Origin of the sequence: Lentzea aerocolonigenes (assembly GCF_000955955.1) — a bacterium.
Classification (GTDB): domain Bacteria; phylum Actinomycetota; class Actinomycetes; order Mycobacteriales; family Pseudonocardiaceae; genus Lentzea; species Lentzea aerocolonigenes_A.
The window spans coordinates 1-24436 of the sequence record NZ_JYJG01000069.1 but is presented as its reverse complement, the minus strand read 5'-3'; the positions used below and the strand labels follow the sequence as shown (position 1 = coordinate 24436).

The 24436-nt window shown below is 67.6% G+C and carries 19 protein-coding genes and 1 tRNA gene; 11 read left to right on the top strand and 9 right to left on the bottom strand.

The annotated features are described in order from the left end of the window. The first annotated feature begins 2 nt into the window (after positions 1-2). The 6 genes from UK23_RS12205 to UK23_RS12180 all read left to right on the top strand — a co-directional run bounded on the left by UK23_RS12205 (position 3) and on the right by UK23_RS12180 (position 7934). A complete protein-coding gene (locus UK23_RS12205; protein ID WP_045311573.1) occupies positions 3-560 on the top strand; it encodes a hypothetical protein in 558 nt (185 codons plus the stop codon). Positions 561-683: 123 nt separating this feature from the next. After that, the gene (locus tag UK23_RS12200; RefSeq protein ID WP_045311572.1) at positions 684-1256 is read left to right on the top strand and encodes a hypothetical protein; all 573 of its coding nucleotides are present in this window, start codon (positions 684-686) and stop codon (positions 1254-1256) included. 140 nt (positions 1257-1396) lie between these two features. Continuing rightward, positions 1397-4165 (top strand): type I DNA topoisomerase, encoded by a 2769-nt coding sequence (topA, locus tag UK23_RS12195; protein ID WP_045311571.1) that lies wholly within the window; start codon positions 1397-1399, stop codon positions 4163-4165. A 16-nt stretch (positions 4166-4181) separates the two neighbouring features. Further along, on the top strand, positions 4182-4607 hold the full coding sequence (locus UK23_RS12190; protein ID WP_156213046.1) for a hypothetical protein: 426 nt from the start codon (positions 4182-4184) through the stop codon (positions 4605-4607). 69 nt (positions 4608-4676) lie between these two features. Further along, complete coding sequence (locus UK23_RS12185) at positions 4677-6713, top strand: MFS transporter (protein WP_045311569.1); 2037 nt, start codon at positions 4677-4679, stop codon at positions 6711-6713. A 24-nt stretch (positions 6714-6737) separates the two neighbouring features. Further along, positions 6738-7934 carry a DNA polymerase III subunit delta' gene (locus tag UK23_RS12180; protein WP_045311568.1) on the top strand — a complete coding sequence of 399 codons (1197 nt, stop codon included), beginning with the start codon at positions 6738-6740 and terminating at the stop codon, positions 7932-7934. Here UK23_RS12180 and UK23_RS12175 read toward each other — a convergent pair. Genes UK23_RS12175 through kduI form a run of 3 tightly spaced genes read right to left on the bottom strand, consistent with a single transcriptional unit; the run spans position 7931 to position 10214 of the window. Then, a complete protein-coding gene (locus tag UK23_RS12175; protein WP_045311567.1) occupies positions 7931-8668 on the bottom strand; it encodes an IclR family transcriptional regulator in 738 nt (245 codons plus the stop codon). The two genes, UK23_RS12180 and UK23_RS12175, sit on opposite strands and share 4 nt — an antisense overlap. Continuing rightward, the gene (locus UK23_RS12170; protein ID WP_045311566.1) at positions 8665-9390 is read right to left on the bottom strand and encodes an SDR family oxidoreductase; all 726 of its coding nucleotides are present in this window, start codon (positions 9388-9390) and stop codon (positions 8665-8667) included. Before UK23_RS12170 ends, UK23_RS12175 begins: the two co-directional genes overlap by 4 nt. After that, on the bottom strand, positions 9387-10214 hold the full coding sequence (gene kduI / locus UK23_RS12165) for a 5-dehydro-4-deoxy-D-glucuronate isomerase (RefSeq protein ID WP_045311565.1): 828 nt from the start codon (positions 10212-10214) through the stop codon (positions 9387-9389). The genes UK23_RS12170 and kduI overlap by 4 nt, the downstream gene beginning before the upstream one ends. Positions 10215-10347: 133 nt before the next feature. Here kduI and UK23_RS12160 point away from each other — a divergent pair, with 133 nt between their 5' ends. Both UK23_RS12160 and UK23_RS12155 read left to right on the top strand, forming a co-directional pair. Then, positions 10348-11937: an L-lactate permease gene (locus UK23_RS12160; RefSeq protein WP_045311564.1), complete on the top strand. Its 1590-nt coding sequence runs from the start codon at positions 10348-10350 to the stop codon at positions 11935-11937. Continuing rightward, on the top strand, positions 11934-13130 hold the full coding sequence (locus UK23_RS12155; protein ID WP_156213045.1) for a glycoside hydrolase family 88 protein: 1197 nt from the start codon (positions 11934-11936) through the stop codon (positions 13128-13130). The genes UK23_RS12160 and UK23_RS12155 overlap by 4 nt, the downstream gene beginning before the upstream one ends. On the opposite strand, the gene UK23_RS12150 is transcribed toward UK23_RS12155, so the two are convergent. After that, on the bottom strand, positions 13081-14448 hold the full coding sequence (locus UK23_RS12150; RefSeq protein WP_045311563.1) for a hypothetical protein: 1368 nt from the start codon (positions 14446-14448) through the stop codon (positions 13081-13083). The two genes, UK23_RS12155 and UK23_RS12150, sit on opposite strands and share 50 nt — an antisense overlap. A gap of 108 nt (positions 14449-14556) precedes the next feature. Here UK23_RS12150 and UK23_RS12145 point away from each other — a divergent pair. Next, a tRNA-Thr gene (locus UK23_RS12145) sits at positions 14557-14630 on the top strand. A 61-nt stretch (positions 14631-14691) separates the two neighbouring features. On the opposite strand, the gene UK23_RS48555 is transcribed toward UK23_RS12145, so the two are convergent. From UK23_RS48555 to UK23_RS12130, 3 genes are all read right to left on the bottom strand, one after another. Next, a complete protein-coding gene (locus UK23_RS48555) occupies positions 14692-15558 on the bottom strand; it encodes a hypothetical protein (protein WP_052684595.1) in 867 nt (288 codons plus the stop codon). A gap of 32 nt (positions 15559-15590) precedes the next feature. Beyond that, positions 15591-19112 carry an NACHT domain-containing protein gene (locus tag UK23_RS12135; RefSeq protein WP_156213044.1) on the bottom strand — a complete coding sequence of 1174 codons (3522 nt, stop codon included), beginning with the start codon at positions 19110-19112 and terminating at the stop codon, positions 15591-15593. 105 nt (positions 19113-19217) lie between these two features. Beyond that, positions 19218-19793, bottom strand: a complete 576-nt coding sequence (locus tag UK23_RS12130; RefSeq protein ID WP_196777712.1) for an HNH endonuclease family protein — start codon at positions 19791-19793, stop codon at positions 19218-19220. 142 nt (positions 19794-19935) lie between these two features. Here UK23_RS12130 and UK23_RS12125 point away from each other — a divergent pair, with 142 nt between their 5' ends. After that, the gene (locus UK23_RS12125; RefSeq protein ID WP_045311560.1) at positions 19936-21516 is read left to right on the top strand and encodes a DUF885 domain-containing protein; all 1581 of its coding nucleotides are present in this window, start codon (positions 19936-19938) and stop codon (positions 21514-21516) included. Between the two features lie 7 nt (positions 21517-21523). Then, positions 21524-22963, top strand: a complete 1440-nt coding sequence (locus tag UK23_RS12120; protein ID WP_052684594.1) for a DUF885 domain-containing protein — start codon at positions 21524-21526, stop codon at positions 22961-22963. Here UK23_RS12120 and dctA read toward each other — a convergent pair. Continuing rightward, positions 22910-24187, bottom strand: a complete 1278-nt coding sequence (dctA, locus tag UK23_RS12115; RefSeq protein ID WP_231114470.1) for a C4-dicarboxylate transporter DctA — start codon at positions 24185-24187, stop codon at positions 22910-22912. The genes UK23_RS12120 and dctA overlap by 54 nt on opposite strands. 47 nt (positions 24188-24234) lie before the next feature. Further along, on the bottom strand, positions 24235-24436 hold a 202-nt coding region (locus tag UK23_RS52610; RefSeq protein ID WP_045311557.1), incomplete at its 5' end, for a hypothetical protein.

The following is a 24436-nucleotide window of genomic DNA, read 5'->3' as shown; positions in this document are numbered from 1 at the left end:
AGGTGAGGACACGCCTGCTCGCCGCCGTCCTGGCCGGTTCCGTCGCGCTGACCGCCTGCGGTTCCGCCGAGGACACGCCACTCACCGACGCCCAGGGCCAGTGGGTCGACGCGTTCTGCAACGGTGTCCTTCCGGGCATGGAAGCGGGCTTTGAGCTGCGCAAACAGGACGCGGCGAACCCCGCTGCGGTCAAGGCCGCGTACCTCAGGCTCGTCACGGCCAACGCGACTGCGTTCGGCGCGGCGGAGAAGAAGCTGACCGAGCTCGGCACGCCCGAAAAGGACCTCCAACAGGTCCACGAACGGCTGCTCAAGTTCGTCCAGCAGTCGGCCAAGTCGTACCAGGACGCCCAGGCCCCGGTCGAGAAGCTCGAACCGAACGCGCAGTTCTGGGACGAGGCCGAGAAGATCCTGGCCGAGAAGAACCAGGTGAGCAGTCCGGAAGATCTCCGCGCGACTTTCCAGGACCTGCAGAAACGGCCGAAGTACGCCGACGCGCTGAACAAGTCGCAGCCGTGCGCGGAGATCAAGTCGAAGGGGCAGGGCCTGGTCACCGGGTGATGGCCGGGCTTGGGCGCCCTGGCGAATAACTGGCAACGCCCCCTCTGTGCCAGTTACTCGTTCAAGACGCAGTCACACACGCACCACTGGTCACAGTCGAACGTCTGTTCTACTCTGTGGGCCGTGGTTGGGCAGCTGTCCTTCTTCTCGGCCGAGGCGCGCGTGCCGGCCAAGGCGGACCTCGCCGGCTTCCTCTGCGGGCCGGGACAGGCCGTCAGCTTCGCGCGCGGCACGGCCGCTCGCGTGTACGTCGAGCTCAAGGACGAGTGGCGCCACCAGCCCCTCAAGCAGGCCTGCGCCGAGCGCGACGTCACCACCGAGCTGTGCGTGAACGAGGAAGGCACGCGGTTCGTCCGCACGCCGTTCCGCACCGATCTCACCCCTCTGGCCGCCCGCTGGCTGGACGGATCCACGAAGAAGGTCCCGGCCGACTTCGAGCTGAACGGAGCAGTGCTGCGGGTCTGGGCGCTGGCCGCGGGCAGCTGGATGGAGTCGGCGTACCTGCTCGGTTTGGACCCCAACGCACCGCAGACACACCTGCCGTTGCAAAATGCCCTGCTCGCATCCGGACTTCCGTGCACCCTGGTAGGGGCTCCGGCGTTGCGGGTAACCGGCCGACGAAGGCTGGCACGGCTCGCTGAGCTGGTCGGAAGTCCTCCGCACGGGGTGGCGTGCAGCACCTGGCCGGCGGCCTGAGCGGGCGGTCCGGCAAGGTTGTGTCACTCTGTCTCGTCGTACAGGCGTCGCAGAGACACGACGGATGGTGTGCTTTTCGGCCGACGCTGGGCAACACTGGCGGGCCTGGGAACCGGGTTTGGAAGAGAGCGGGACGGCGAGTGGCTGGATCGACACGGACGAGAAAGAGCAGCGGAGGAGCGGGCAGCACCCGGCGACTTGTGATCGTCGAGTCGCCCACGAAGGCGCGCAAGATCGCCTCATACCTCGGCGCCAACTTCGTCGTGGAGTCCTCCAGGGGACACATCCGGGACCTGCCGCGCGGTGCCGCCGACGTCCCCGCGAAGTTCAAGGGCCAGGCGTGGGCCAGGCTCGGCGTGGACGTCGACCACGACTTCGAGCCCCTCTACGTGGTCTCCGCGGACAAGAAGTCGCTGGTCACCGAGCTCAAGGAAGCGTTGAAGGACGTCGACGAGCTCTACCTCGCGACAGACGGTGACCGCGAGGGCGAGGCCATCGCGTGGCACCTCCTCGAGACGCTCAAGCCCAAGGTCCCGGTTCGCCGGATGGTCTTCCACGAGATCACCGAGTCCGCGATCCAGGCCGCCGCCGCGAACCCGCGTGACCTCGACCAGGACCTGGTCGACGCGCAGGAGACCAGGCGCATCCTCGACCGCCTCTACGGCTACGAGGTCAGCCCGGTCCTGTGGAAGAAGGTCATGCCGAAGCTCTCGGCGGGCCGCGTGCAGTCCGTGGCGACGCGTCTGGTCGTGGAGCGCGAACGCGAACGCATGAAGTTCGTGAGCGCGAGCTACTGGGACATCTCCGCGCAGATGGACGCCGGTGCCGAGGCCACGCCGCGTCAGTTCGGCGCGCGTCTCGTGGCCGTCGACGGCACGAGGCTCGCCACGGGCCGCGACTTCGGCTCGGACGGCAAGCTCACCGGCAAGGCCGACGTGGTCGTGCTGGACGAGCAGCAGGCCCGCGCGATCTCCGCCGGGCTGCAGAACGCGCCGGTCAAGGTCGCGTCCGTCGAGGAGAAGCCGTACAGCCGCAAGCCGTACGCGCCGTTCATGACCTCGACGCTGCAGCAGGAGGCGGGCCGCAAGCTGCGGTTCTCCGCCGACCGCACGATGCGCACGGCCCAGAAGCTGTACGAGAACGGCTACATCACCTACATGCGTACCGACAGCACCACGCTGTCGGAGACCGCGATCAACGCGGCGCGCACGCAGGCCACGGACCTCTACGGCGCTCAGTACGTCGCCAAGGAGCCGCGCCAGTACACGCGCAAGGTCAAGAACGCGCAGGAGGCCCACGAGGCGATCAGGCCGGCGGGAGAGACCTTCCGCACGCCCGGTCAGGTCGCCGCCGAGCTGGACGCCGACGAGTTCAAGCTCTACGAGATGATCTGGCAGCGCACGATCGCGTCCCAGATGGCCGACGCGCGGGGCAACACGACCAGCATCCGCATCCAGGGCCGTGCCGCGACGGGCCAGGAGGTCACGTTCGCCGCGTCCGGCCGCACGATCACGTTCGCCGGCTTCCTCAAGGCCTACGTCGAGACCGTCGACGCCGAGGCCGGCGGCGAGTCGGACGACGCGGAGTCGCGCCTGCCGCAGCTGGTCAAGGACCAGGACCTGACGATCGCGGAGCTGTCCGCGGACGGCCACACCACGTCGCCGCCCTCGCGCTTCACCGAGCCGTCGCTGATCAAGACGATGGAAGAGCTCGGCATCGGCCGTCCCTCCACCTACTCGTCGATCATCAGCACCATCCAGGACCGCGGCTACGTCTGGAAGAAGGGCGCCGCGCTGGTCCCGTCGTGGGTGGCGTTCGCCGTGGTCGGCCTGCTCGAGGGCCACTTCGGCCGCCTGGTCGACTACGACTTCACCGCGGCGCTGGAAGACGAGCTGGACGGCATCGCCGCAGGTCGTCAGCAGCGCACGACGTGGCTGTCCGGCTTCTACTTCGGCGGCAGCATCGGCCCGGACGGCTCGATCGGCCGCTCCGGTGGCCTGAAGAAGCTGGTCGGCACGGGTGTCGAGGACATCGACCCGCGCGAGGTCAACTCGATCCCGCTGTTCAGCGACGCCGAGGGCCGCACGGTCGTCGTGCGCGTCGGCCGGTTCGGGCCGTACCTGGAGCGCGAGGTCGACGGTGCCGCCCAGCGCGCGAACCTGCCGGACGACCTGGCGCCGGACGAGCTGACCAGCGAGATCGCCGAGAAGCTGTTCTCGACGCCGCAGGAAGGCCGATCGCTCGGCACCGACCCGGTCTCGGGCAACGAGATCGTGGCCAAGGAAGGCCGCTTCGGTCCGTACGTGACCGAGGTCCTGCCCGATCCCGCCGAGAACGGCACGACGTCGAAGGCGAAGGCGCCGAAGCCGCGCACCGGCTCGTTGTTCAAGTCGATGTCGCTGGACACGATCACGATCGACGACGCGCTGATGCTGCTCTCGCTGCCGCGCGTCGTGGGCAAGGACCCGGAGACGGGTGCCGAGATCACCGCGCAGAACGGCCGTTACGGCCCGTACCTGAAGAAGGGCACGGACTCGCGGTCGCTGACCGACGAGGCCCAGATCTTCTCGGTCACGCTGGAAGAGGCCCTGAAGATCTACGCGGAGCCGAAGAAGCGCGGTCGTGCCGCCGCCGCACCGCCGTTGCGCGAGATGGGCAACGACCCGGTGTCGGGCAAGCCGATGGTGATCAAGGAGGGCCGCTTCGGTCCGTACGTCACCGACGGTGAGGCGAACGCGTCGCTGCGCAAGACGGACAGCGTCGAGTCGATCACCGACGAGCGCGCGGCGGAGCTGCTGGCCGAGAAGCGCGCCAAGGGGCCGGTCAAGAAGAAGGCTCCGGCGAAGAAGCCCGCGGCCGCGAAGAAGCCGGCCGCCGCGAAGAAGGCTCCGGCCAAGTCCAAGAGCTAGCTGTTCGGAGGTGGCGGTGCCGATCAACGAGTTCGGTCCGGACGGGACTCAGGCCCCGCCGCCTCCCAAGCTGTTCCCAGACCCGCTGGCCGGGCTGGTGACGGCCGACAAGTGGCTCGCTCCTCAGTGGACCTCCGGGTACTCCACGTCACGTGTGTCGGTGCCTACACCGCCGGTGCCGACGGAGGAGATGCGGCAGGCCATCTGGCAGGCGATGGAGCAGGAGCAACGGCGGCCGCGCGGGCGTCGTCAGCGAGCGCCTCAGCCGCAACCGCAGCTGGGCCTGCAAGCATTCGCGCCGGCACAGCAAATACAAGGCGTGCAACAACAACAGCCTGCCAAGAAGTCCGGTGGAGTGGCCGCGTTCATCGGTTGCCTGATCGTGATCGGTTTCTTCGTGCTGGTGGTCGTGAACATTCTTGGGGCGATCTTCAGCCCCTGACGCTGAGAGTCGGGCGTTGGGCCGTGCTCGCTCCGGTTACCCTGATCCCACGGGTTGGGCCGATTAGGGGTGACTGACATTCAGGACGCGGACACAGGAGTGACCGAGGCGGGCCTCGCGGGGCCGGCCCAGTCCAGCGTGTCCACGGTTCACCGGCTGCGTTCGGTGCTCGCGATCCGGCCGTTCCGGAGGCTGTGGCTCGTCACCTACCTGTGCAGCGTCGGTGACTGGCTGTCGTTGCTCGCGCTGACCGGCCTGGTCTCCGAGATGATGCACAGCTACCAGTGGCAGTCGTTCGCGTTGTCGCTGGTCGTGCTCACGCAGCTGCTGCCGGGCATCCTCTTCGCGCCCATCGGTGGCGTGCTCGCGGACAAGTTCGACCGCCGCAAGGTGATGGTGGTCTGCGACGTCCTGCGCGGCTCGTTGTTCATCTCGATCGCGCTGATCGGCTCACCGATCTGGCTCTTCGTGGCGAACTTCCTGGTCGGCTGCTGCGCGATGTTGTGGATCCCGGCCAAGGAGTCGGCGGTCCCGAACCTGCTGCGCCGCCCGGACCAGGTGGAGTCGGCGAACCAGCTCGGCCTGGTGATGACCTACGGCATCTCGACGATCAGCGGCTTCGGCCTGTACTCGCTGATCGCGGGCATCCCCGGCTACCTGAACCTGCAGGGCGGGAACCTCGAGTTCCGCATCGCGACCATCGCCGTGATCATCAACGGCCTGCTGTACTTCACCTCCGCGATCCTGATCGCGACCAGGTTGCCTGAGCTGTCCGGCCGCGCCTCGACCAGGAAGAAGGAGGTCGAGGCCGACAAGCCGGGCTTCGTCGCGATGTTCCGCGACGGCATCCGCTTCGCCGCCGCGACACCGCTGGTCCGCGGCCTGGTGATCGGCATGATCGGCGCGTTCGCCGCGGCCGGTGTCGTGATCGCGACCGCCAAGCTCTACGCCGAGTCGCTGCTCGGCGGCGCCTCGACGTTCGGCCTGCTGTTCGTGGCCGTGTTCGTCGGCCTCGCGCTGGGCATGGCCACCGCACCCCGGCTGGCCCGCCGCCTCGCCTACAACCGCCTGTTCGGCGTGACGATCGTGGGCGCGGGCATCACGCTGGTGCTGGTCGCGCTGGCCCCGCACCTGTGGATCGCGCTGCTGATGGTGGCGCTGGTCGGTGCGTGCGCGGGCGTGGCGTTCCTGACCGGCCTGACGATCGTGGGCTCGCAGGTCGAGGACGAGATGCGCGGCCGCACGGTCGCGTTGATCCAGTCCTTGCTCAAGATCGTGCTGTTCGGCGCCTCCGCCGGTGCCCCGCTGGTCGTGGCACTGCTGCAGAAGCGCCAGGTCAGCGTCTTCGGTCACCCGATGGAGGTCGACGCGACCCGCCCGGTGATGCTCGCCGGCGCGGTGATCGCGATCGTGCTGGGGCTCGTCGCGTACCGGCAGATGGACGACCGGCGTGAGGAGCCGGTGTTGTCTTCGCTGTTCGCGGCCATTCGCGGGCGCAGGCAGTCCAAGGGGTTGTTGATCGCGGTCGAGGGTGACACCCGTGAGGACACCTCGGTGCAGGCTCGCCGGTTGGCCGCCGCTCTGCGTGCCGAGGGCGTCGAGGTGCTGCTGGCCGCCGATCCCGAGCACGACGAACGCCGTTTGCGCACGATGCTGTCGTCCGTCGAACTGGCTGGTGTGCGCGCACAGGCGTTGGTCGCTGCCGCAGTCCGTGCCGATGTCGTCGAACGGCAGGTGCGCCCAGCTCTGGACGAAGGTTCCGTCGTCGTGATGGAGCGCTACGTCGACTCGCCGCTCGCCCACTTCACCGCCACCAGCTCGTTGGAACACCAGGAGCTCGAAGGGCTGGTCGACTGGGCCACCGGCCGGCTGCGGCCTGATCTGACGATCCTGCTGGACCGGCCGGTGGCCGACGGCAAGTCGATCGCGCTGGAGCACCACTGGCGGGTGCAGCGGCTGCTGAGCGAGATGGCTGCCGCTGATCCGGACCGGTACGTGGTGGTCGAGGCCGACGGGGATGTCGACGCGGTGGCCGAGCGGGTCCGGACCGCAGTCGTCCCGCTGCTGGCCACCCGCAAGCGGGCGGTCCCCGAAGCCGCGGTCTGATCCCGCGCTGGAAGACTGGTCGTCATGAGCGTGTGGGACGAGGTGGTCGGCCAGCCGGACGCGGTGGCGACCCTGTCTGCGGCCGCTGAGGCGGCTGCCGCGATCGTTGCCGGAGGAACGCCTGCTCCTGGCGCCATGACGCACGCCTGGCTCTTCACCGGCCCGCCCGGCTCCGGCCGTTCGTCCACCGCTCGTGCCTTCGCCGGCGCTCTGCAGTGCGTGGTGACCGACGACCGGCCTGGCTGTGGTGAGTGCGCCGGGTGCCGGACCACCTTGCACGGCACCCACGCGGACGTGCGGGTCGTCGCTCCCGAGGGACTTTCGATCTCGGTCGCCGAGATGCGCGCCCTCGTGCAGATCTCCGCTCGCCGGCCGACCTCTGGCCGGTGGCAGGTGGTGATCATCGAGGACGCCGACCGGCTGACCGAGGGCGCGGCCAACGCGTTGCTGAAGGCCGTCGAGGAACCGCCGGACCGGACGGTGTTCCTGCTGTGCGCGCCTTCCGACCATCCGGACGACGTGTCGGTGACCATTCGTTCGCGGTGCCGGCTGGTGTCGCTGGGCTCGCCACGTCCTGCGGCCATCGCGTCGGCGTTGGAGGCTGCGGACGGCGTTCCGGCCGAGATGGCTTCGTGGGCCGCTTCCGTTTGCGGTGGGCATGTCGGGCGGGCGCGGCGGCTGGCCGTGGATTCGGACGCCCGGGCCCGGCGGGAGGCCGTGCTGCGGATTCCTCTCGCCTTGCGCAAGCCTGCCGACGTGTTCACCTGTGCCGATGAGCTGATCAAGGCGGCTGAGGACGACGCTTCCACCGCGAACGAGTCTCGCAACGAGGCTGAGCGGGAGGCGTTGGAGACGGCCATGGGAGCCGGCGGCACAGGTAAGGGGACTGCTGCTGCCACCCGTGGGGCCAAGGGCGCGTTGAAGGATCTGGAGAAGAGGCAGAAGTCTCGGGCCACTCGGACTCAGCGCGACTCGTTGGACATGGCCTTGGTGGACTTGGCCGGGTTCTACCGGGACGCGCTGGTAACGCACACCGGGTCGGAAGCCGCACTGATGCATCCGGACCGCGCCGGCGACTCCCGGACCGCTGCTGCCCAGTGGTCGCGGGAGTCGATCCTGCGGCGGTTGGAGGCGGTGCTGGCCTGCCGGGAGGCGATCGAGGTCAACGTGAAGCCGCGCATCGCGATCGAGGCGATGGTGACCACGTTGCACCGCGGCTAGGCCCAGCCGAGCGCCGCCGACACCTCACCCGCAGCCTGCACCACCCGCGGTCCGAGCGCGATCAGCTCCTGCAGCGAGTGCTCCATCGCCAGCGAGGACGCGCTCAGCCCGCCGATCACCACACCGGCGTGGTCCCGGATCGCGGCACCCACGCACCGGACGCCGAGCTCGTTCTCCTCGTCGTCCAGTGCGAACCCGGATCGCCGCACCCTCGACAGCTGCGACTTCAGCCGCGACGCCGAGGTGATGGTGTGCGGGGTGCGGCCCGGCAGCCCCGTGCGGGCGATGTAGGCCTCCAACTCCGAGGCCGACTGCGAGGCCAGGACCGCCTTGCCGATGGCGGTCCCGTGGGCCGGTAGGGACATGCCCAGCCGGGACGCCATGCGGTAGGGCTTGTTGGCCTCGATCTTGTCGACATAGACCAGCTCGTCGCCGAAGAGGACGGCCAGGTGCACTGTGCAACCCGTGGATTCCTGCAGGGCGCGCAGGAACGGCCGTGCTCGCTCCACCGTGTCCAGAGGGCGCAGGACCTTGCCCGCCAGCGCGAGGATTCGCGGGCCCGTCAGGTAGCCGTCCGAGCCCATGGTTGCGAAGCCTCGGTCCACCATGGTCTGGAGGAGCCGGTGGACGGTGGACTTGGGCAGGCCTGTCACGCGCGCGATGTCGGTGATGCGCGAGTGGTCGGCCAGGGCCTCCAGCACGGCGAGCGTCTTTTCGACGGCGGTATCGGTCATCTCGCCAGCCAGCCTCCGTCGACCACCAGTACGTGTCCGGTCACATAATCGGACGCGGCAGACGAAAGGAACACCGTTGGGCCGACCAGATCTTCTGGTTTGCCCCAACGGCCAGCTGGGATTCGGGCCCGGATCGATGGTTCGCGGTCCGGGTCGGCTCGCAGAGGGGCTGTGTTGTTCGTTTCGATGTAGCCCGGTGCGATGGCGTTGACCTGCACGTTCGACGCAGCCCACTCGTTGGCGAGGAGCTTGGTCATGCCTACCAGGGCGTGTTTGGAGGCTGTGTAGGCCGAGACCAGGATGCCGCCCTGGAACGACAGCAGTGAGGCGATGTTGATGACCTTGCCGCTGCCCTGGGCGATCATGTGGCGGCCGCAGAGCTTGGAGATCTCGAAGGCCGAGTCCAGGTTCACGGCCATGATCCGCTGCCAGTCGGACAGGGAGACGTCGACGGCGGCGCCGCGGTGGATCGTGCCGGCGTTGTTGACCAGGATGTCCACGCCGTGTTCGGCGAGGACCGGGGTCAGGGCCGGCTCGATCGAGGCCGGATCCGAGAGGTCCAGGGACACGGTGGCGAGGGCTGGGGCCACGTCTTCGAGGTCGCCCCTGCCGACGAGGATCAGCTCGGCGCCGGCTTCGTGGAGGCCCTGGGCGATGGCTCGGCCGATGCCGGTGCGGGCTCCGGTGACGAGGGCGGTTTTGCCGTTGAGCGAAAAGTTCACCTGAGCTCCGTGACGGCGACCGGGTCCATGTCGTCGTAGGCCTGGTTTTCGCCGCCCATGGCCCAGACGAACGTGTACGAGTGCGTCCCTGCTCCACTGTGGACGGACCACGACGGGGAGATCACGGCCTCTTCGTTGCGCACCACGATGTTGCGGGTGTTCTGGGGCTCGCCGCAGAGGTGGATGACGCGGTGGTCTTCGGGGAGGTCGAAGTAGAGGTAGCACTCGGTGCGGCGGTCGTGGGTGTGCGGCGGCATGGTGTTCCAGACGCTGCCCGGCGCCAGCGAGGTCACGCCCAGGACCAGCTGCGAGGAACGGATGCCGTCGGCGTGCACGAACTTGCGGATCTCGCGGACGTTCGCGGTGCTCTGGTCACCCAGCTTGAGGACGTCCACCTCGTCGAAGCGGGCCACTTCCGTTGGGAACGAGGCATGGGACGGGGTGGAGAAGAGGTAGAAGCGGGTGTCCTCGTCGGAGGCGGAGAACTCGACGTCCACGGCGCCCTGGCCGATGTAGAGGCAGTCGCGCGTACCGAGTTCGTGCTCGGTTCCGTCCACGGTAACCGTTCCGGAACCGCGGATCGCGAGGACGGCGAGCTCGCGGCGTTCGCAGAAGTGCGCTGACCGGAGCGGGGGAGCGCTCTCAAGCTTCAGCGGGTGACCTGGTGCCGGGGTCGCGCCGCCGATGACGATGCGGTCCTCGTGCGTGTAGACGGTCCGGATCTCACCCGGTACGAAGAGGTCGTCCACGAGGTAGTGCTGCCGCAGCCCGTCGGTGTCGAAGCCCGGCAACTGCGCCGGATGGGTCGAGTGCCTGATTTGCATCTGAGGATGCCTTCCGATCGGGGCGGCGGAATGACACGATGTGCGCCGACCAACATGGAACTACGTTCCGCGCAATGGAACAAGCCTGAGACCTCCACGCCGCCGGAGTTCAGGCTTATGAAAGGCGGCCTTGGTGTACCAGCAGAATCCGAATCCGACAGGATCGTTGTTCCTGTCGGCTCTGCTCGCGTTGATACCGCTCGTTGCCGTGCTCGTGCTGCTCGGCGGTCTCAAGTGGAAGGCTCATTGGGCGGGGTTGACCGCTCTTGTGCTCGCGATCGGCGTCGCGATGTTCGGCTACTCGATGCCGATCGGGCAGGCGCTCAACTCGGCGGCGTTCGGTGCGGCGACCAGCGTGCTCGTGGTCCTGTGGATCACGTTCAACGCCATCTGGATCTACAACCTGACGGTCCACAGCGGACATTTCGCGGTGCTGCGCAGGTCGTTCAGCTCCATCAGCGACGACCAGCGGGTGCAGGCGATCGTCATCGCGTTCTCGTTCGGCGCCCTGCTCGAGGCGCTGGCCGGTGGCGGTGGGCCCGTCGCGATCTGCTCGGTCATGCTGATCGCGCTGGGCGTCGACCCGATGAAGGCGGTGGCGCTGGCGCTGATCGCCGACACCGCGCCGGTGGCGTTCGGCGGCATGGGCAACCCGATCACGGTCCTCAACACGGTCACCGGGCTGCCGGCTGACACGTTCGGCGCGATGACCGGTCGCCAGGTGCCGATCCTGGCGTTGCTCGTGCCGTTCGTGCTGGTCTTCGTGGTGGACGGCAAGCGCGGCCTCAAGCAGGCGTGGCCGGCGGCGTTGGTGGCGGGCGGCTCGTTCGCGATCACGCAGTACCTCGTGTCGAACTTCTGGTCCTACAAGCTGTGCGACATCATCGCGGCCATCGTCTCGATGCTCGCGGTGATCGTGCTGGCGCGGGTGTGGCAGCCGGAGCGGTCGATCCCGCCGGTCATCGCGGGCGGTGCGACGACGGACTCGCGGCGTGACGTGATCATGGCGTTCAGCCCGTACGCGATCATCGTGGTGATCTTCTCGGTCGCGCAGATCGTGCCGGTGAAGAAGTTCCTCGACTCGTTGACCTACAAGTTCCTCTGGCCCGGCATGCACCTGACGAACGCGGCCGGCAAGCCGATCAAGGTCGAGTACGCGCTGAACTGGGCGTCCGCGACCGGCTCGTTGCTGTTCCTGTCCGGCCTGATCACGATGGTCCTGCTCGGGATCAGCGCTCGCAAGGGGCTCGAGATCTACGGCCAGACGATCAAGCAGTTCAGCTGGGCGATCGTCGCGATCCTCGCGGTGTTCTCGCTGTCGTACGTCATGAACTACTCCGGCCAGATCACGACTCTGGGCCTCTGGCTCGCGGGGACCGGCGCGTTCTTCGCGTTCCTGTCGCCGGTCGTCGGCTGGTTCGGTGTCGCGATCACCGGTACGGACGCGGGCTCCAACGCGTTGTTCGGCGGTTTGCAGGTCACCGCGGCGCAGCAACTCGGCACGTCGCCGTTCCTGTTCGGCGCCTCGAACAGCTCGGGTGGCGTGATGGCAAAGATGATCTCGCCGCAGAACCTGGCGATCGGCACCGCGGCGGCAGGTCTCGTGGGACGTGAGGGCGACCTGTTCCGCAAGGTGTTCGGCTGGAGTCTGTTGCTGCTGCTGGTGACCTGTGTGGTCGCGTACCTGCAGTCGACACCGGTGCTCGGATGGATGGTGCCATGACGTTCAGTCGCAGAACCCTGCTCGGTGCGGCCGCGGCGGCGCCGATCGTCGCCGGAGCCGCGGGTGAGGCGTCGGCTGCCTCCTCGCGGTTGTTCCGGGAGTCGCTCGACTTCGCGTTGCAGCGGCTGCGTCAGGTCGCGCCGAACGTCACCTCGTTCCCCGAGGAGACGAAGTTCGAGAAGTGGACCTACGTCAACTCCGGTGGCTGGGTCGGCGGTTTCTGGCCGGGCATGCACTGGCTCGCGTTCCTGGACAGCGGCGACGAGCAGTTCAGGAAGTGGGCCGTGGAGTCTGCGTTGAGGCTCTCGCCGCGGCGCACCGACACGTCGATCCACGACCTGGGCTTCCTCTTCTACCCGTCGTGGGTGACGGCGTACCGGCTCACGAACGACGTGTCGTGGCGTGACGGCGCGGTGCAGGCCGCGTCGTCGTTGATCCAGCGCTACAACGACAAGGGCCGCTTCATCAGGGCGTGGGGAGCGCTCGGCACGCCGACCAACGCGGGCCGGGCGATCATGGACACGATGATGAACCTCGACCTGTTGACGTTCGCGTCGGAGCAGACGGGGGAGTCGCGGTTCCTGGACGTCGCGGTGGCGCACGCCGAGACCACGCGGTTGAAGTTCATCCGGCCGGACGGGTCGACGCCGCACGTCTTCGACTTCAACCCGGACACCGGCGAGGACATCGGGCCCAACACGAACCAGGGCTACAGCCCGACGTCGTGCTGGTCGCGTGGTCAGGCGTGGGGCATCTACGGCTTCACCACGATGTACCGGCGTTGTCATCGTCGTGAATTCCTTGAAGCTGCCCGGAAACTCGCGGACTTCGCGTTGGACGCCCTTACGCCAGACCACATTCCGGTGTGGGACTACCGCTCACCGTTGGCGCCCAACGACGTCAAGGACTCGTCGGCGGGCGCCATCATGGCGTGCGGTCTGCTCGACCTGGCCGCGGTCTCTGGCCGGTTGTCGTACCGCGTTGCGGCGTTGCGGATCCTGGATGCGTTGTGCCGCACGTGTTTGACGACCCGTGCCGAGAAGCACGAGGCCGTCCTGGCGCGCGGCACCCGCAACCGCCGTACCGAGACCGGCATCGAGGTTTCCCTGCCCTACGGCGACTACTACCTCATGGAGGCGTTGCTCAGGGTCCTGAAACCCCGGGAGCTCGGCCGCGCGATCGGCCTGTCCTGACCGGCAGCGCGGCCACCAGGACCACGCCCGCGAGCAGCAGTCCCGTGCCGACCCAGAACAGCGGGATCGACTGGTACGCGGCGTTGGTGTAGGCGAGCGGCGGCGTCTTCTGCTTGGGAGGCGCCGCTGGTCCGCCTGGTTCCTGGGTCGCGGGCGGCTGCGCGGTCCCGCAGACCACGCCACCCTGCGGCGCCGCGGCCCGCACGATCTGCTCGCCGAGCGAGATCTGCGCCAGCGCCGTGGGCAGGTTCGGCAGCTTCAGCTTGTCCGTCGGCAGCAGCTGCACGTCGAGCATCCGTGCCGTGGCCCCCAGCTGGAACCCGCTGAACCCGTTGCCGCTGAAGCCCGCCTTCTTCTCGTTGAGCCCGGCGATCTGCAGCTTGACGACCACCAGGTCGAGCAGCAAGGGGATGTCCAGCGCCGGGTGCGCGGCGTCCAGCGTGCCGAGCTCCTTGCCGTTCTGGCTGACCTTGAGCACCGGCGCGGTGTACGTGATCTTGGAGGTCGCCTCGTCCCCGGTGGCGGTCGCCGTGAGCGTCGGCGGCGTCGCCACGTCGATCTTGATGCCACCCGCGATCTCCACGCTGACCGCGCGCATGGTCGACGTCGACTCGACCGCCTTGTTCTTGCTGCCGGGCAGGTCCACGAGCTTGACGTTCGAGTTCGCCTCGAACGTGTCCGGGATGCTGATCAGGCTCTTGGACGGCAACGGCACCTCGGCCGGCAGTGCACTGAGCACTTCAAGGCCCGCGAGGCTCGTCTTCGCCGTGGCCAGCGGGCTGACGCACGGCCCGAGCTTCTCGTCCCACCGCGCCTGCACGCTGCCGTTGAGCACCTTGAGCTTCCCGAGCGGCGTCTCGGGAATCGGCAGCCCGCCGGTGGTCGGCTGCGGGTTGTCCGGAATCGCCGTCTGCACCAGCGTCCCCGGCGACTGCGGCGACCGCCCGGCCACCGCGAACCCGAACGGGTTGGCCTGCGTGACCACCCGCTCGGTGCTCAGGAACGCCTCGGTGTTGACCTGCGCACTAGCCAGCCCCAGCCCGAACTCGGTGACCGACTGCTTCGGCAACTGGTCGCTCAGCCCGGGCAGGATCGTGTTCGTGGGCACCCCCTGCGGCCCGAGCCTGACCACTGACAGCCCGGTCCCGGCATCCCCGACCGCGTGCGCCAGCGACTGCGGCCCGTTCGGCGCCGAAGCGGGCGGCTGGTTCGGGTCGCGCGGCCCCGGCACCGGTGTGGTCGGAGGCTGCGCGAGCGCGGGCGCCGCGACGAGCGCGAGCAACAACCCGGCCAGCGGCACGGACAACGATCGGTGCATGAACCACTCCTCGGCGGCTAGGAGGTGGTGACCTCGGTCACGGTCCGTACAACGAAGCCGACCCCCGTGAGTAACGCGGTTGCGGGTCGGTTATAGTTGTCGCGTCTCGCCGCCTTAGCTCAGTCGGCCAGAGCGGCTCACTCGTAATGAGCAGGTCATCGGTTCGATTCCGATAGGCGGCTCGGTGAGACGGAAGGGCCAGGTCACTCGTTGACCTGGCCCTTCCTCTGTTTCACGGCGCTTCTACTGCGGGCTGATCTCGCAGCGCGACTCGAACTCGACGCCCTTCTCCTCCCAGGTGAAGGCGAGTTGCCACGCGCTGGACGTGTCAGCGGTGCGGTAGACCGGAAAGTGGAGCTGTCCCTCGGGATGCAGCGCGGAGACCTGCTCGTCCTGCAGCCGGTTGAGCGGCGGAGTGCCGAACTCGGTGGCCGACTGGAGGCTCATGCGCAGGTTTTCCGCGACTCCGAGGCCGCTGTTGCGCACGGTGACCGAGATCTGCTCGTTCTGGCCGTCGCCGGGCCCGCCGCCGACGCGGCATTCGGCCACGAGATGCGCGGACGGCCTGATGGGGCGGTGCCGGTGGACGGCAGGGGCGCCGGTGCGGACGAGATCGGCCACGTCCTTTTCGAGCGCGCTTCGTACCTGCTTGGCGAGGTCGTTGAGGCCCTGGAACGAGCCGACGAACCCGTCGCGCTGTGCCTGCTCCTCGAACGAGCGCAGCGCGATGAGCTGTTCGACGTTCAGGTCGCGTGGCAGCGAGCCCTTGGAGAAGTACACGTGCACCTTGGCTCCGCGATTCACCCCGCGCGCGAGTTCCTCCGCTGTTCCCGAGGGGTGCCGGGGAGTCGGCGTGCCAAGCCGCGAGTCGAAGATGCCGATCACGATGTCGGCGTGGTCGACGATCTGCTCGTTGATGGCGCGCTGGGCGTCCATCCGCAGGTCGGGAACGGCGTTGAGCTCCCATCTGAGCGGCATCAGCACGATTCCGCTGGCGATGGCGCGGTCGGCGTTCCAGGATCGGATGACCGATTCGATGGTGTCGCGCTCGTCCGGGACGTCTCCTGGCGACGCGATGAGAACGGTGACGACCAGTGCGGAAAAGCTCATGGATCTCCTCGTCGAATGGTGTCGCCGGCGCCTCAGCTGCCGCCCAGGTCCACCCAGTAGTTCAGGTCGTGACCGTCGAGCTCGTAGCCGGGCTCGTAGATGACCGGGCATCGGCGTTGCAGACGGCGGATCGGTGCCTCGTCGAGTCCGAAGCGTGTGCCGGACAACCGGACCGTGCAGCCGTCCGGGACGAGGTCGAGATGGTCCAGCGACTCGATCGAACCGTTGTCGTGGATGTCGATCGACCGGAGCGCCGGCGTCGCCCTGAGGAACCCGAGGTCGTTGAGCTGCCCGCCCTTCCAGGCGAACGACCTGAGGTTCGGCAGTTTCTCCACCTCGCCGCGGTTCGCGGCGTAGTGGTAGGTGCCGGAGAACCTGCATCCCGAGATGGACACCGCAGCGACGCTGTGCGGGATGTGCAGAAAGCCGGACCCCAGGTCGCTGTCCTGCACCGACAGTTCCCGAAGCCGGGGCAGCCCGATGATCTCGCCCATCTGGTCGCGTGAGATGTCGAAGACCTCGAGCGACCTCAGGTTGTGCAGCTGGCTCAGGGTGGAGATGTTCGCGGAGCTCGTCGCAATCCTGATCTTGAGGGTGCGCAGGGAGTGGCAGCGGGCGATGTCCCAGACGTCCTCCTCGCCGAGCAAGTACCCGAGCTTGAGCATGCTCAGCTTGGAGTTCCTGCGGAGGAAGCCCAACGTCTCGCACCGCAGGCCGCCCTCGACGACGACCGTGTTCAAGCTCGTCAGCGTCGAGATGTGGCCGGTGGGAAGGATGTCGAGGTTGGCGCCGATCGCCGTGGTGTTCGGGTTGGCGACGATGTCCGTCAGCGAAATGACGCGGAGCTGTCTCTTGTTCTTCAGCACGTCGATCCAGTCGACGTTGTTGAGCTGGGTGCTCTCGAGGTGCAACGCCCACAGCTCATCCGGGCCGACTTCGTGCAACGAGTGGACATCCGTGCAGTTGACCAGCGAGATCGCGCGCAGGCTGCGAATTCTGGTCGTCCACGAAAGGTCCTGCAGATCACCGCAGTTCCTCAGCTCCAAGCGGCGGAGGTTGGGCAGCCGGGATGCGGCCGGGAGGTATCCGTCGACGTCCTTCCGAACGCCGTGCACGGTGAGCTGCGCGACGTTGGTCAGACGGCTGATCGGCGGGATTCTCGAGGCGTCGCGCACGGTCAGCGTCAGATCGCCCTTGATCACCTTCAGCACGCGCTTGGCGTAGGACTCGGGGGAGAAGCGGGCGAACGCCTCGGTGAGCGCCGCTGTGTCGCTCGCTGCGCCATCTCGCGCGTAGCTGCTCAGCGCGTCGAGTGCTTCTTCGGTGCCGATCCTCCCCAACGTCTCGATGGCCAGCCGTCGTGTGCTCGCACCTTTGATCCGGTGGCTCGACAGGTAGGAGACGGCGGCGTTGCCGAGGCTCGCGAGCGCCTTCATCTCGGCTTCGTCCTGCGGCGGGAAGATGGTCTCCACCGCGCTTTCCGCGCGTGCGCGGAGCTCGGGAGACATCGTGGTGGCCGCGCCGAGGCATTCCACCAGCACCGACAGGACAAGTCGTTTCTCGGGTCCGTGGTGTTCGGCCACCTTGCCGACCAGCCACTCGACGATCAGGTTGACCGTGTTGAGATCGGCTTCGTAGCAGGCGAACGGGAGTATCGACCACTGGCCGGCCTCCGCGAGCTCGCACATCTTCATCACAGATCCACTGGCTCGGAACGACTTCGACGCCAGATAGTCCTGGATGCTGCGATGCGCGAACTCCGCCTCGTTGGTCGACACGCGTTGGAGGACGATGCTGCGGGCCAGGACGATCTCGGTCCACGTCGATGCCTCCATGCGCGCCTTGCCGAGCAGGGGGAGGGTGTCGGCCAGGATGTCGCGAACCGTCGGCTTGCGGGTCTTCTGCCTGCTGTCGACCTGCACGGTCATCAGGCTGTTCTCCGCCATCGCCCTGGCGACACCGCCGACCAGCATCTCCTTCTTGCGGACGTCCAGCGACTTCCACTCCGGAGGGCATTCGCCGCGTTCACGTTCACGGGCGTCCAACAACGCCGTCACGACGAGGTCGTAGAGCTTGCCGCGTTGCTCGGGAGCGGTCGTGTGCCCGTCCGCGTAGAGGCAGCAGAGCATCGCGGTGAGCAGGGGGCTGTCCGCCATGTCGCTGATGGTCGGCGTGGTCAGGTCCTGCAGCAGTTCCTGTTGCGCCCGGTCGACGTCGCTGGTGTCGATGTTGCTCGCGAGCAGGTACTTGGTGAGGCCGCGGAACCACCTGCGGGCGAGCTCCGAGGACTCGCCCGGTTGCAGAGGGAGCATGGTGACCTGCTGGAAGGCCAGTCGCTGGAACAGGTCCTCCGACAGGCCTTCCGGCCGGGACGTGATGATCAGGTGCGCCGACGGGTAGCGCTCCGCGAGGGACTCGACCCACTCCTCCGCGGTTCTCCGCTGGTCGGACGCGATCTCGTCCCAGCCGTCGAGGAGGATCAACGGGGTCACCAGGTTGCTGCACTCCTGCAGCCACTGCGCTGGCACCTCCTCGCCGAGCTGCGGCAGATAGAGCAGTGACTGATCGGTGAGGTACCTGGAGGTGACGACCTCGCGCAGCCGGACGAACAGGGGGAGGACCGGCCGGTTGTCCGACGACAGGCCGTAAAGCCTCCCCTGTGCGGCGGTGAAAGCGAGCCACTGCACTGCGGTTGTTTTTCCGGATCCCGCCCGGCCGGTCATCACCAGGCGCATTCCGTGACCCGACTTCGCCTCGCGGGCCTCGTGAGTGAGTGAGCCGAGAAGACGGTCCATCGGCATTTCTTTGGACGACGTGGTCTCTTCTTTGTGGCGCAGCCTGCCGGTGAGGTACGAGATGGAGATCGGCACCCTTTTGTGCCACTTCTCCACCGGCAGTCCGAACAGCTCGATGTCCTTCAGCGCTGCGGATATGTCCATTCGCTGCATGTTGACGACGTCGGACGTGGTGCCGGTGCCGGGATCTGCTCGGCGTACCTCGTCCAGGGCGGTTCTGGTGTCCTCGGCCATCTGCGAGGTGTTCACCAGGGTTTGCCACGCCGCTTTGGTCCTGCTCAGCGGAAAGATCTTGGTCCAGGTCAGCAGCAGGTGGCAGCACAGCATCAGAGCGCTGCGAGCGCAGGCGCGGGTCGCGCGGTTGACCCTCGCGGTGTCCCACCCTGGTTCGACCGAAGGCAGGAGCAGTCGGTAGAGCTGGCTGGGGAGTTTGTCATGGATGTTCGGCAGCGAGTCGACCTGCGGTATCAGGTTGGCGAGCGTCGCGGTCGGCGATTCCAACGCGCTCAGGTAACTTTCCAGGACGACGTTCTCGAGGCTGATGGACGGTATTTTGTAGAGTTCTTCGGAGACCTTGTCGATTGCGCTCTCGAATTGTCTCGCCATCTCCCTGGTGGTCCAGTCGACGCCGTGCCTGGAGAGAATTGCCTCGGGCCATTTGTCCACGGCGTCCGGCACGAGGTTGATTGTGTTCCTGCGGTAGGCGTAGGAGATCGCCAGTCGAAGTGCAGTCGTGGCCAGTACATCGGTGGGATTCACGACAATCACCTCGTGCGCTATCGATTCGTGTATACGACATCGACAGGTCAGGGCGGTCTGTTACGAGACAGTCGGCAAGTTACTCCAACTAGGTTGATTGCGGGCTCAGCCGCAGCTGGTGAGGGCCTGCTCCAGCGCTGAACGTTCCGCTGGCGCCACGCTCAACCCGTACGCCACCTTCACCGTGACGTAGATCCGCGAGTAAGAGCACGCATACGACGCGTTGGGCGGCATCCACTCGTCGGGCGTCTTGTCGCCCTTCGACTGGTTGACCTTGCCCGAGACCGCCACGAGGTTCCGCAGGTCGTTCGCCGCCGCCACGCGCTTCTCTGCAGGCCACCCGGCCGCTCCGCTGCGCCACATCTCGGCCAGCGGCACCACGTGGTCGATCTGGATCTTCGAGACGGTGGTGACGCGGGTGCCGGTGTACGGGTCGTCCAAACTTCCGGACTGCACGGAGCACCGGCCGGGTTTGCGCGTGACTCCGGAAAGATCGCGGGCGAGGACCTGGCTGCGCTGGTCGCAGCCGTCGCCGTCGGTGTCGAACCACGGCTGGCCGAACACACACGCCTGACCATCAGCGCAGTCGCGTACGTAGCCGTCCAGACGGCCTGGCGTCGCAACGACAAGCGCCGCGAGAGAGGTGCGGGCCGAAGCGGCGTCGAGGGTGCCGGTTGGCACGCGGTCCACCTGAGGACCGGGTGACAGGGGTAGAGCGGAACAGCCGGCAAGCAGGATGATCAGCAACAGCCACCGCATGAGAGAGACGTACCCGCCGGCAGAGCACGCGATGGCCGCTCAACGGCGTAACTCTGGGGGACAGATGTCCGAAGTCAACGCGCTCGCCGACCGCCTCTTCGACACCATTCTCGACCGCTATCCGCTCGATGCCAGCCTGATGGGCTTCGATCTCGACCACGCCTCGCTCGTCGATCACAGCGAGGACGCCGAACGGCAGTACGCCACCAGGTTGCAAGCCATCGCACAAGCAGCGCAACGGCTCCAGCCCGCGGACCTCTCCGAGCGCCTCACGCTCGGGATCGTGCTGCACGAGGTGCGCACGCAGTCCAGCCAGATCGACGCGAGGCAGATCGAGTTCGGCATCAGCGGCAACCTTCGCGGGGTGTTGCCGGGGACGCTCGCGTTCCTGCCGCGCGTGCCGGTCGCCACCGAGGAGCAGAAAGCCGGTTACTTGCAACGGTTGCGGGGGCTCGAAGGGTTCTTCGCCACGATGATCGAGCGGCACCGCGCGGGGTTCGCGAACGGCCTCACGCCGGTGAAACACCTGGTGGAGCAGGCAATTGAGCTGATGGACGGTCATCTCGAGAACCTCGACGCGTTCGACGTCCTGGACGGCGCGCGCGAAATGATCGATGCACACGTCAAGCCCGCCATCGAGAACTACCGCGCTTTCCTGCGGAACGAAGCGTTGCCGCTCGGACGCGACACCGAGCACCCCGGCCTGTGCTGGCTGCCCGGCGGTGACGAGGTGTACCGGGTGGCGGTTCGCGAGCACACGACCGAGGACCTCGACCCGGAAGAGCTGCACGCCACCGGTCTGAGGCTCATCGAGGACCTCAAGCGCGAGTTCGCCCAGTACGGCGATGACGTGTTCGACCGCATCCGCAACGACGTCGGGTTCCGTCACAGCAGCGGCGAGGAGATGCTCGAAGCCGCGCGAACCGCCGTCGCGAAGGCCGAAGCCGTTGCGCCCCGGTGGTTCCGCACGATGCCGGACCAGAAGTGCGCGATCGAGGAGGCGCCGCCGTCGGTGCCCGCACACGTGCCGCCGCACTACTTCGGCGCCTCTGAGGACGGCAGCCGGCCCGGCACGTACTTCGTCAACACCAAGGAACCGCAGAACCGGCTGAAGATCGAGGACGAGGCCACGGCGTACCACGAGGCCGTGCCGGGGCATCACTTCGAGTACTCCAAGGCGGCGCTGCTCAAGGACCTGCCCGTGGTCCGTCGCAAGTCCCCGATCAGCGTCTTCGGCGAGGGCTGGGCGCTCTACTGCGAACGCCTCGCCGACGAGATGGGCCTGTACAGCAGCGACGAGTCGAGGCTGGGGATGCTCACGATGGACGCCATGCGCGCGGGACGGCTCGTCGTCGACACTGGTCTGCACGCCAAGGGGTGGAGCCGGCAGCAGGCCGTCGACTTCCTCGTCGAGAACACCCCGATGGCGCTCATGCAGATCGAGTCCGAAGTGGACAGGTATCTCGGCGAACCGGGTCAGGCGCTCGCGTACATGGTGGGGCGCCTCAAGTTCCAGGAGCTGCGCAGGAAGGCCGAAGCGCAGGGCCGGGACGTCCGCGACTTCCACGAGGTCGTGCTCAGCCAGGGCAGGCTCACGCTCGCGCTGCTCGACGAGGTCGTCGACGCGTGGCTCGCCGATGCATAGCTCGCCGATGCGTGACCTCGCGGACCAGCTGTCCGGCCTGATGTTCGACCACCACACCCTGAGGGCGAACCTGCTGGGGTTGCGCGACGACGGCGTGCTCGAGGACCACAGCGAAGAAGCGGACCAGAGCCATCTGCTGCGCTACCGGGAGATTCGCCGAGAAGCGGGCCGGCGAACCGCGGAGACCGAGGACGACCGCATCACCAAGGATCTCGTGCTGCACCTGGCACAGGCGGAAATCGACACGATCGAGTCGAAGATCGTCGAGTTCGGCGTGAGCGGGTACCTCCAGTCCGCGGTGCCGGAGCTGCTCTACTTCCTGCCTCAGCTGAAGAGCCATCACGCCGTGCCGCAGTTCCTCGCCACAGTCGCCGAGCGGCACCGCGCGGGCGTCGCCGCGGGCCGGATGCCGGTCAAGCACCTCGTGGAACAGACGATCGCACTCGTGGACCAGCACGACGTGCCGGGGTTGCGGCACTATCGCGACGTGCTGCGGAACGACGTCCTGCCGTTCGGCCGGGACACCGAGCACGCCGGGCTGTGCTGGCTGCCGGACGGCGAAGCGCTGTACCGCAAGATGATCCGCACGCACACGACGCTGGACCTCGACCCGCGCGAACTGCACGCCACCGGCCTCGCGCTGGTCGAGAACCTGAAGAGCGAGCTCGGTGACCATCGAGGTGTCAGGTACAGCAGCGCCGAGGAGATGCTCCACGACGCCGAGGCGGCCCTGCGAAGGGCGGAAACCGTTGCCCCGCAGTGGTTCCGGACGGTTCCCGACCAGCATTGCGCGATCACCGAGGTCGCGCGGGAAGCGCCCGCCAGCACGCCACCGCACTACGTGCCCTGCGCGCTCGACGGCAGCCGGCCCGGCACCTACTTCGTCAACACCAAAGAACCGCACACCCGGCTGCGCGACATCGCCGAGGCGACCGCGTTCCACGAGGCGGTACCGGGCCATCACTTCGAGAGCGAAAGGATTCTGCTGCTCCAAGACCTCCCCCTGCTGCGTCGCAAGGCCCGCGTCACGGCGTTCAGCGAGGGCTGGGCGCTCTACTGCGAACGCCTCGCCGACGAGATGGGCCTGTACAGCAGCGAGGAGTCGAGGCTCGGCATGCTCACGAACGAGGCCAAACGCGCGGGCAGGCTCGTCGCCGACACCGGCCTGCACGCGCTGGGCTGGAGCCGGGAGCAGGCCGTCGGCTACCTGCTCGCCAACACCCCGATGCCGCGCGAGCTCGTGGAGGGCGAGGTCGACCGCTACCTCGCCCAACCGGGGCAGGCGCTCGCGTACATGATGGGCCGCCTCAAGTTCGACGAACTGCGCACCAGATCCGACGAGGCGGGCAGGGACGTCCGCGACTTCCACGAGGTCGTGCTGAGCAGGGGCCGGCTAACCCTCGCGCTGCTCGACCAGGTCGTCGCGGACTGGCTCGCCGAGGGCTGACCGCATCGCATCCACGTCCAGCAGCCCCTCCCAGCGTGACACGACGAACGTCGCCACGCAGTTGCCGAGCAGGTTCGTGAAGACGCGCATCGAGTCCATGATCCGATCCGCGCCGAGCAGCAACGCGACCGCCGCGGCCGGAATGGAGCCGACCGCGGCGACCGTCGCCGACAACGCCAGGAACGCCGAGCCGGGCACGCCCGCCATGCCCTTCGACGTCAGCACGAGCACCAGCACGATCGTCAGCTGGTCGCCGAGGTCCAACGGCACGTTCAGGGCCTGGGCGAGGAACACGGTGGCGAGCGACAAGTAGATGGAGGCGCCGTCGAGGTTGAACGAGTACCCGGTAGGCAGCACCAGACCGACGGACGCGGGTGCGCACCCGGCCTTCTGCAGCTTCACCATCATCCGCGGCAGCACGGCCTCCGACGACGCGGTGCCGAGCGCCAGCAGGAACTCCTCCCTCGTGTAACGCAGGAACCGCAGCAGATTCACCCGCGCGAACGTCCACGCGATCACCCCGAGCAACGTGCAGAACAGCAGCGCCGCGCCGTATGCAGACAGGATCAGCCACAGATACGTCCGCAACGAACCCAGTCCGTACTGTCCGACGAGGAAGGCCATCGCGCCGAACGCACCGAGCGGCGCCAGCTTCATCACGTAACCCAGCACGGTGAAGAACGCCAGGTTGACGCGTTCCAGGAGATCCACGACGGGCGTCCCGCGCTCGCCGAGCTGTGCCAGCGCGCAGCCGAACAGGACCGCGAACAGGAGCACCTGGAGCAACGCGTTGCGCGCCAGTGCATCCACGATGCTGGACGGGATGAGGTCCAGCAGGAACTGGACGACGCCGGGGAGATGACCGCCCTGCGTCTTCGTCTCCACCGCAGAGGTGTCCAATGTGGACGGATCCACGTTCATGCCGGAACCCGGCCGCACGACGTTGCCGACCAGCAGGCCCAGTGCTAGTGCGGCGGTCGACACCACCTCGAAGTAGATCAGTGCCTTCACGCCGATCCGGCCGACCGCGCGCAGGTCGCCGACCTTCGCGATGCCCGTCGCCACCACGCAGAAGATCAGCGGCGCGATCACCATCTTGATCAGCTTGATGAAGCCGTCGCCGATCGGCTTCAGGTCGGCGCCGAACGCCCGGAAGAAGTGACCCACCAGCACGCCGGCGACGACCGCGACGAGGAGCTGTAAGAAGAGCGACCGAGTTTTCACATCCCGGAAGCTAAATCTCATTTGTGAGCTATGAAGTGCCCTGGGTGTTACGCCTGCGCCAGCGCCTGGGCTAGGAACGCCTGCCACTTCTCGGCCTGCCCGGTCGCGTCACCGAAGAGGTGGTGGCCGACAGCGCGGGTGCCGTGGAACCGGTACAGGCCATCGGTGCCGCGCACGCTGAGGAACACCCCCGGCAGGTCGTAGGCGAAGTCGACGACCCCGGTGATGCCGAACGGCTCCAGCGTGACC

What these genes read in the sequence shown, in the direction of transcription:
- kduI (WP_045311565.1), bottom strand. Translation starts at nt 10,214, where the DNA reads ATGCAAATCAGGCACTCGACCCATCCGGCGCAGTTGCCGGGCTTCGAC.
- UK23_RS12120 (WP_052684594.1), top strand. Translation starts at nt 21,524, where the DNA reads ATGCGTGACCTCGCGGACCAGCTGTCCGGCCTGATGTTCGACCACCAC.
- UK23_RS12180 (WP_045311568.1), top strand. Translation starts at nt 6,738, where the DNA reads ATGAGCGTGTGGGACGAGGTGGTCGGCCAGCCGGACGCGGTGGCGACC.
- UK23_RS12125 (WP_045311560.1), top strand. Translation starts at nt 19,936, where the DNA reads ATGTCCGAAGTCAACGCGCTCGCCGACCGCCTCTTCGACACCATTCTC.
- UK23_RS48555 (WP_052684595.1), bottom strand. Translation starts at nt 15,558, where the DNA reads ATGAGCTTTTCCGCACTGGTCGTCACCGTTCTCATCGCGTCGCCAGGA.
- UK23_RS12175 (WP_045311567.1), bottom strand. Translation starts at nt 8,668, where the DNA reads ATGACCGATACCGCCGTCGAAAAGACGCTCGCCGTGCTGGAGGCCCTG.
- UK23_RS12155 (WP_156213045.1), top strand. Translation starts at nt 11,934, where the DNA reads ATGACGTTCAGTCGCAGAACCCTGCTCGGTGCGGCCGCGGCGGCGCCG.
- UK23_RS12150 (WP_045311563.1), bottom strand. Translation starts at nt 14,448, where the DNA reads ATGCACCGATCGTTGTCCGTGCCGCTGGCCGGGTTGTTGCTCGCGCTC.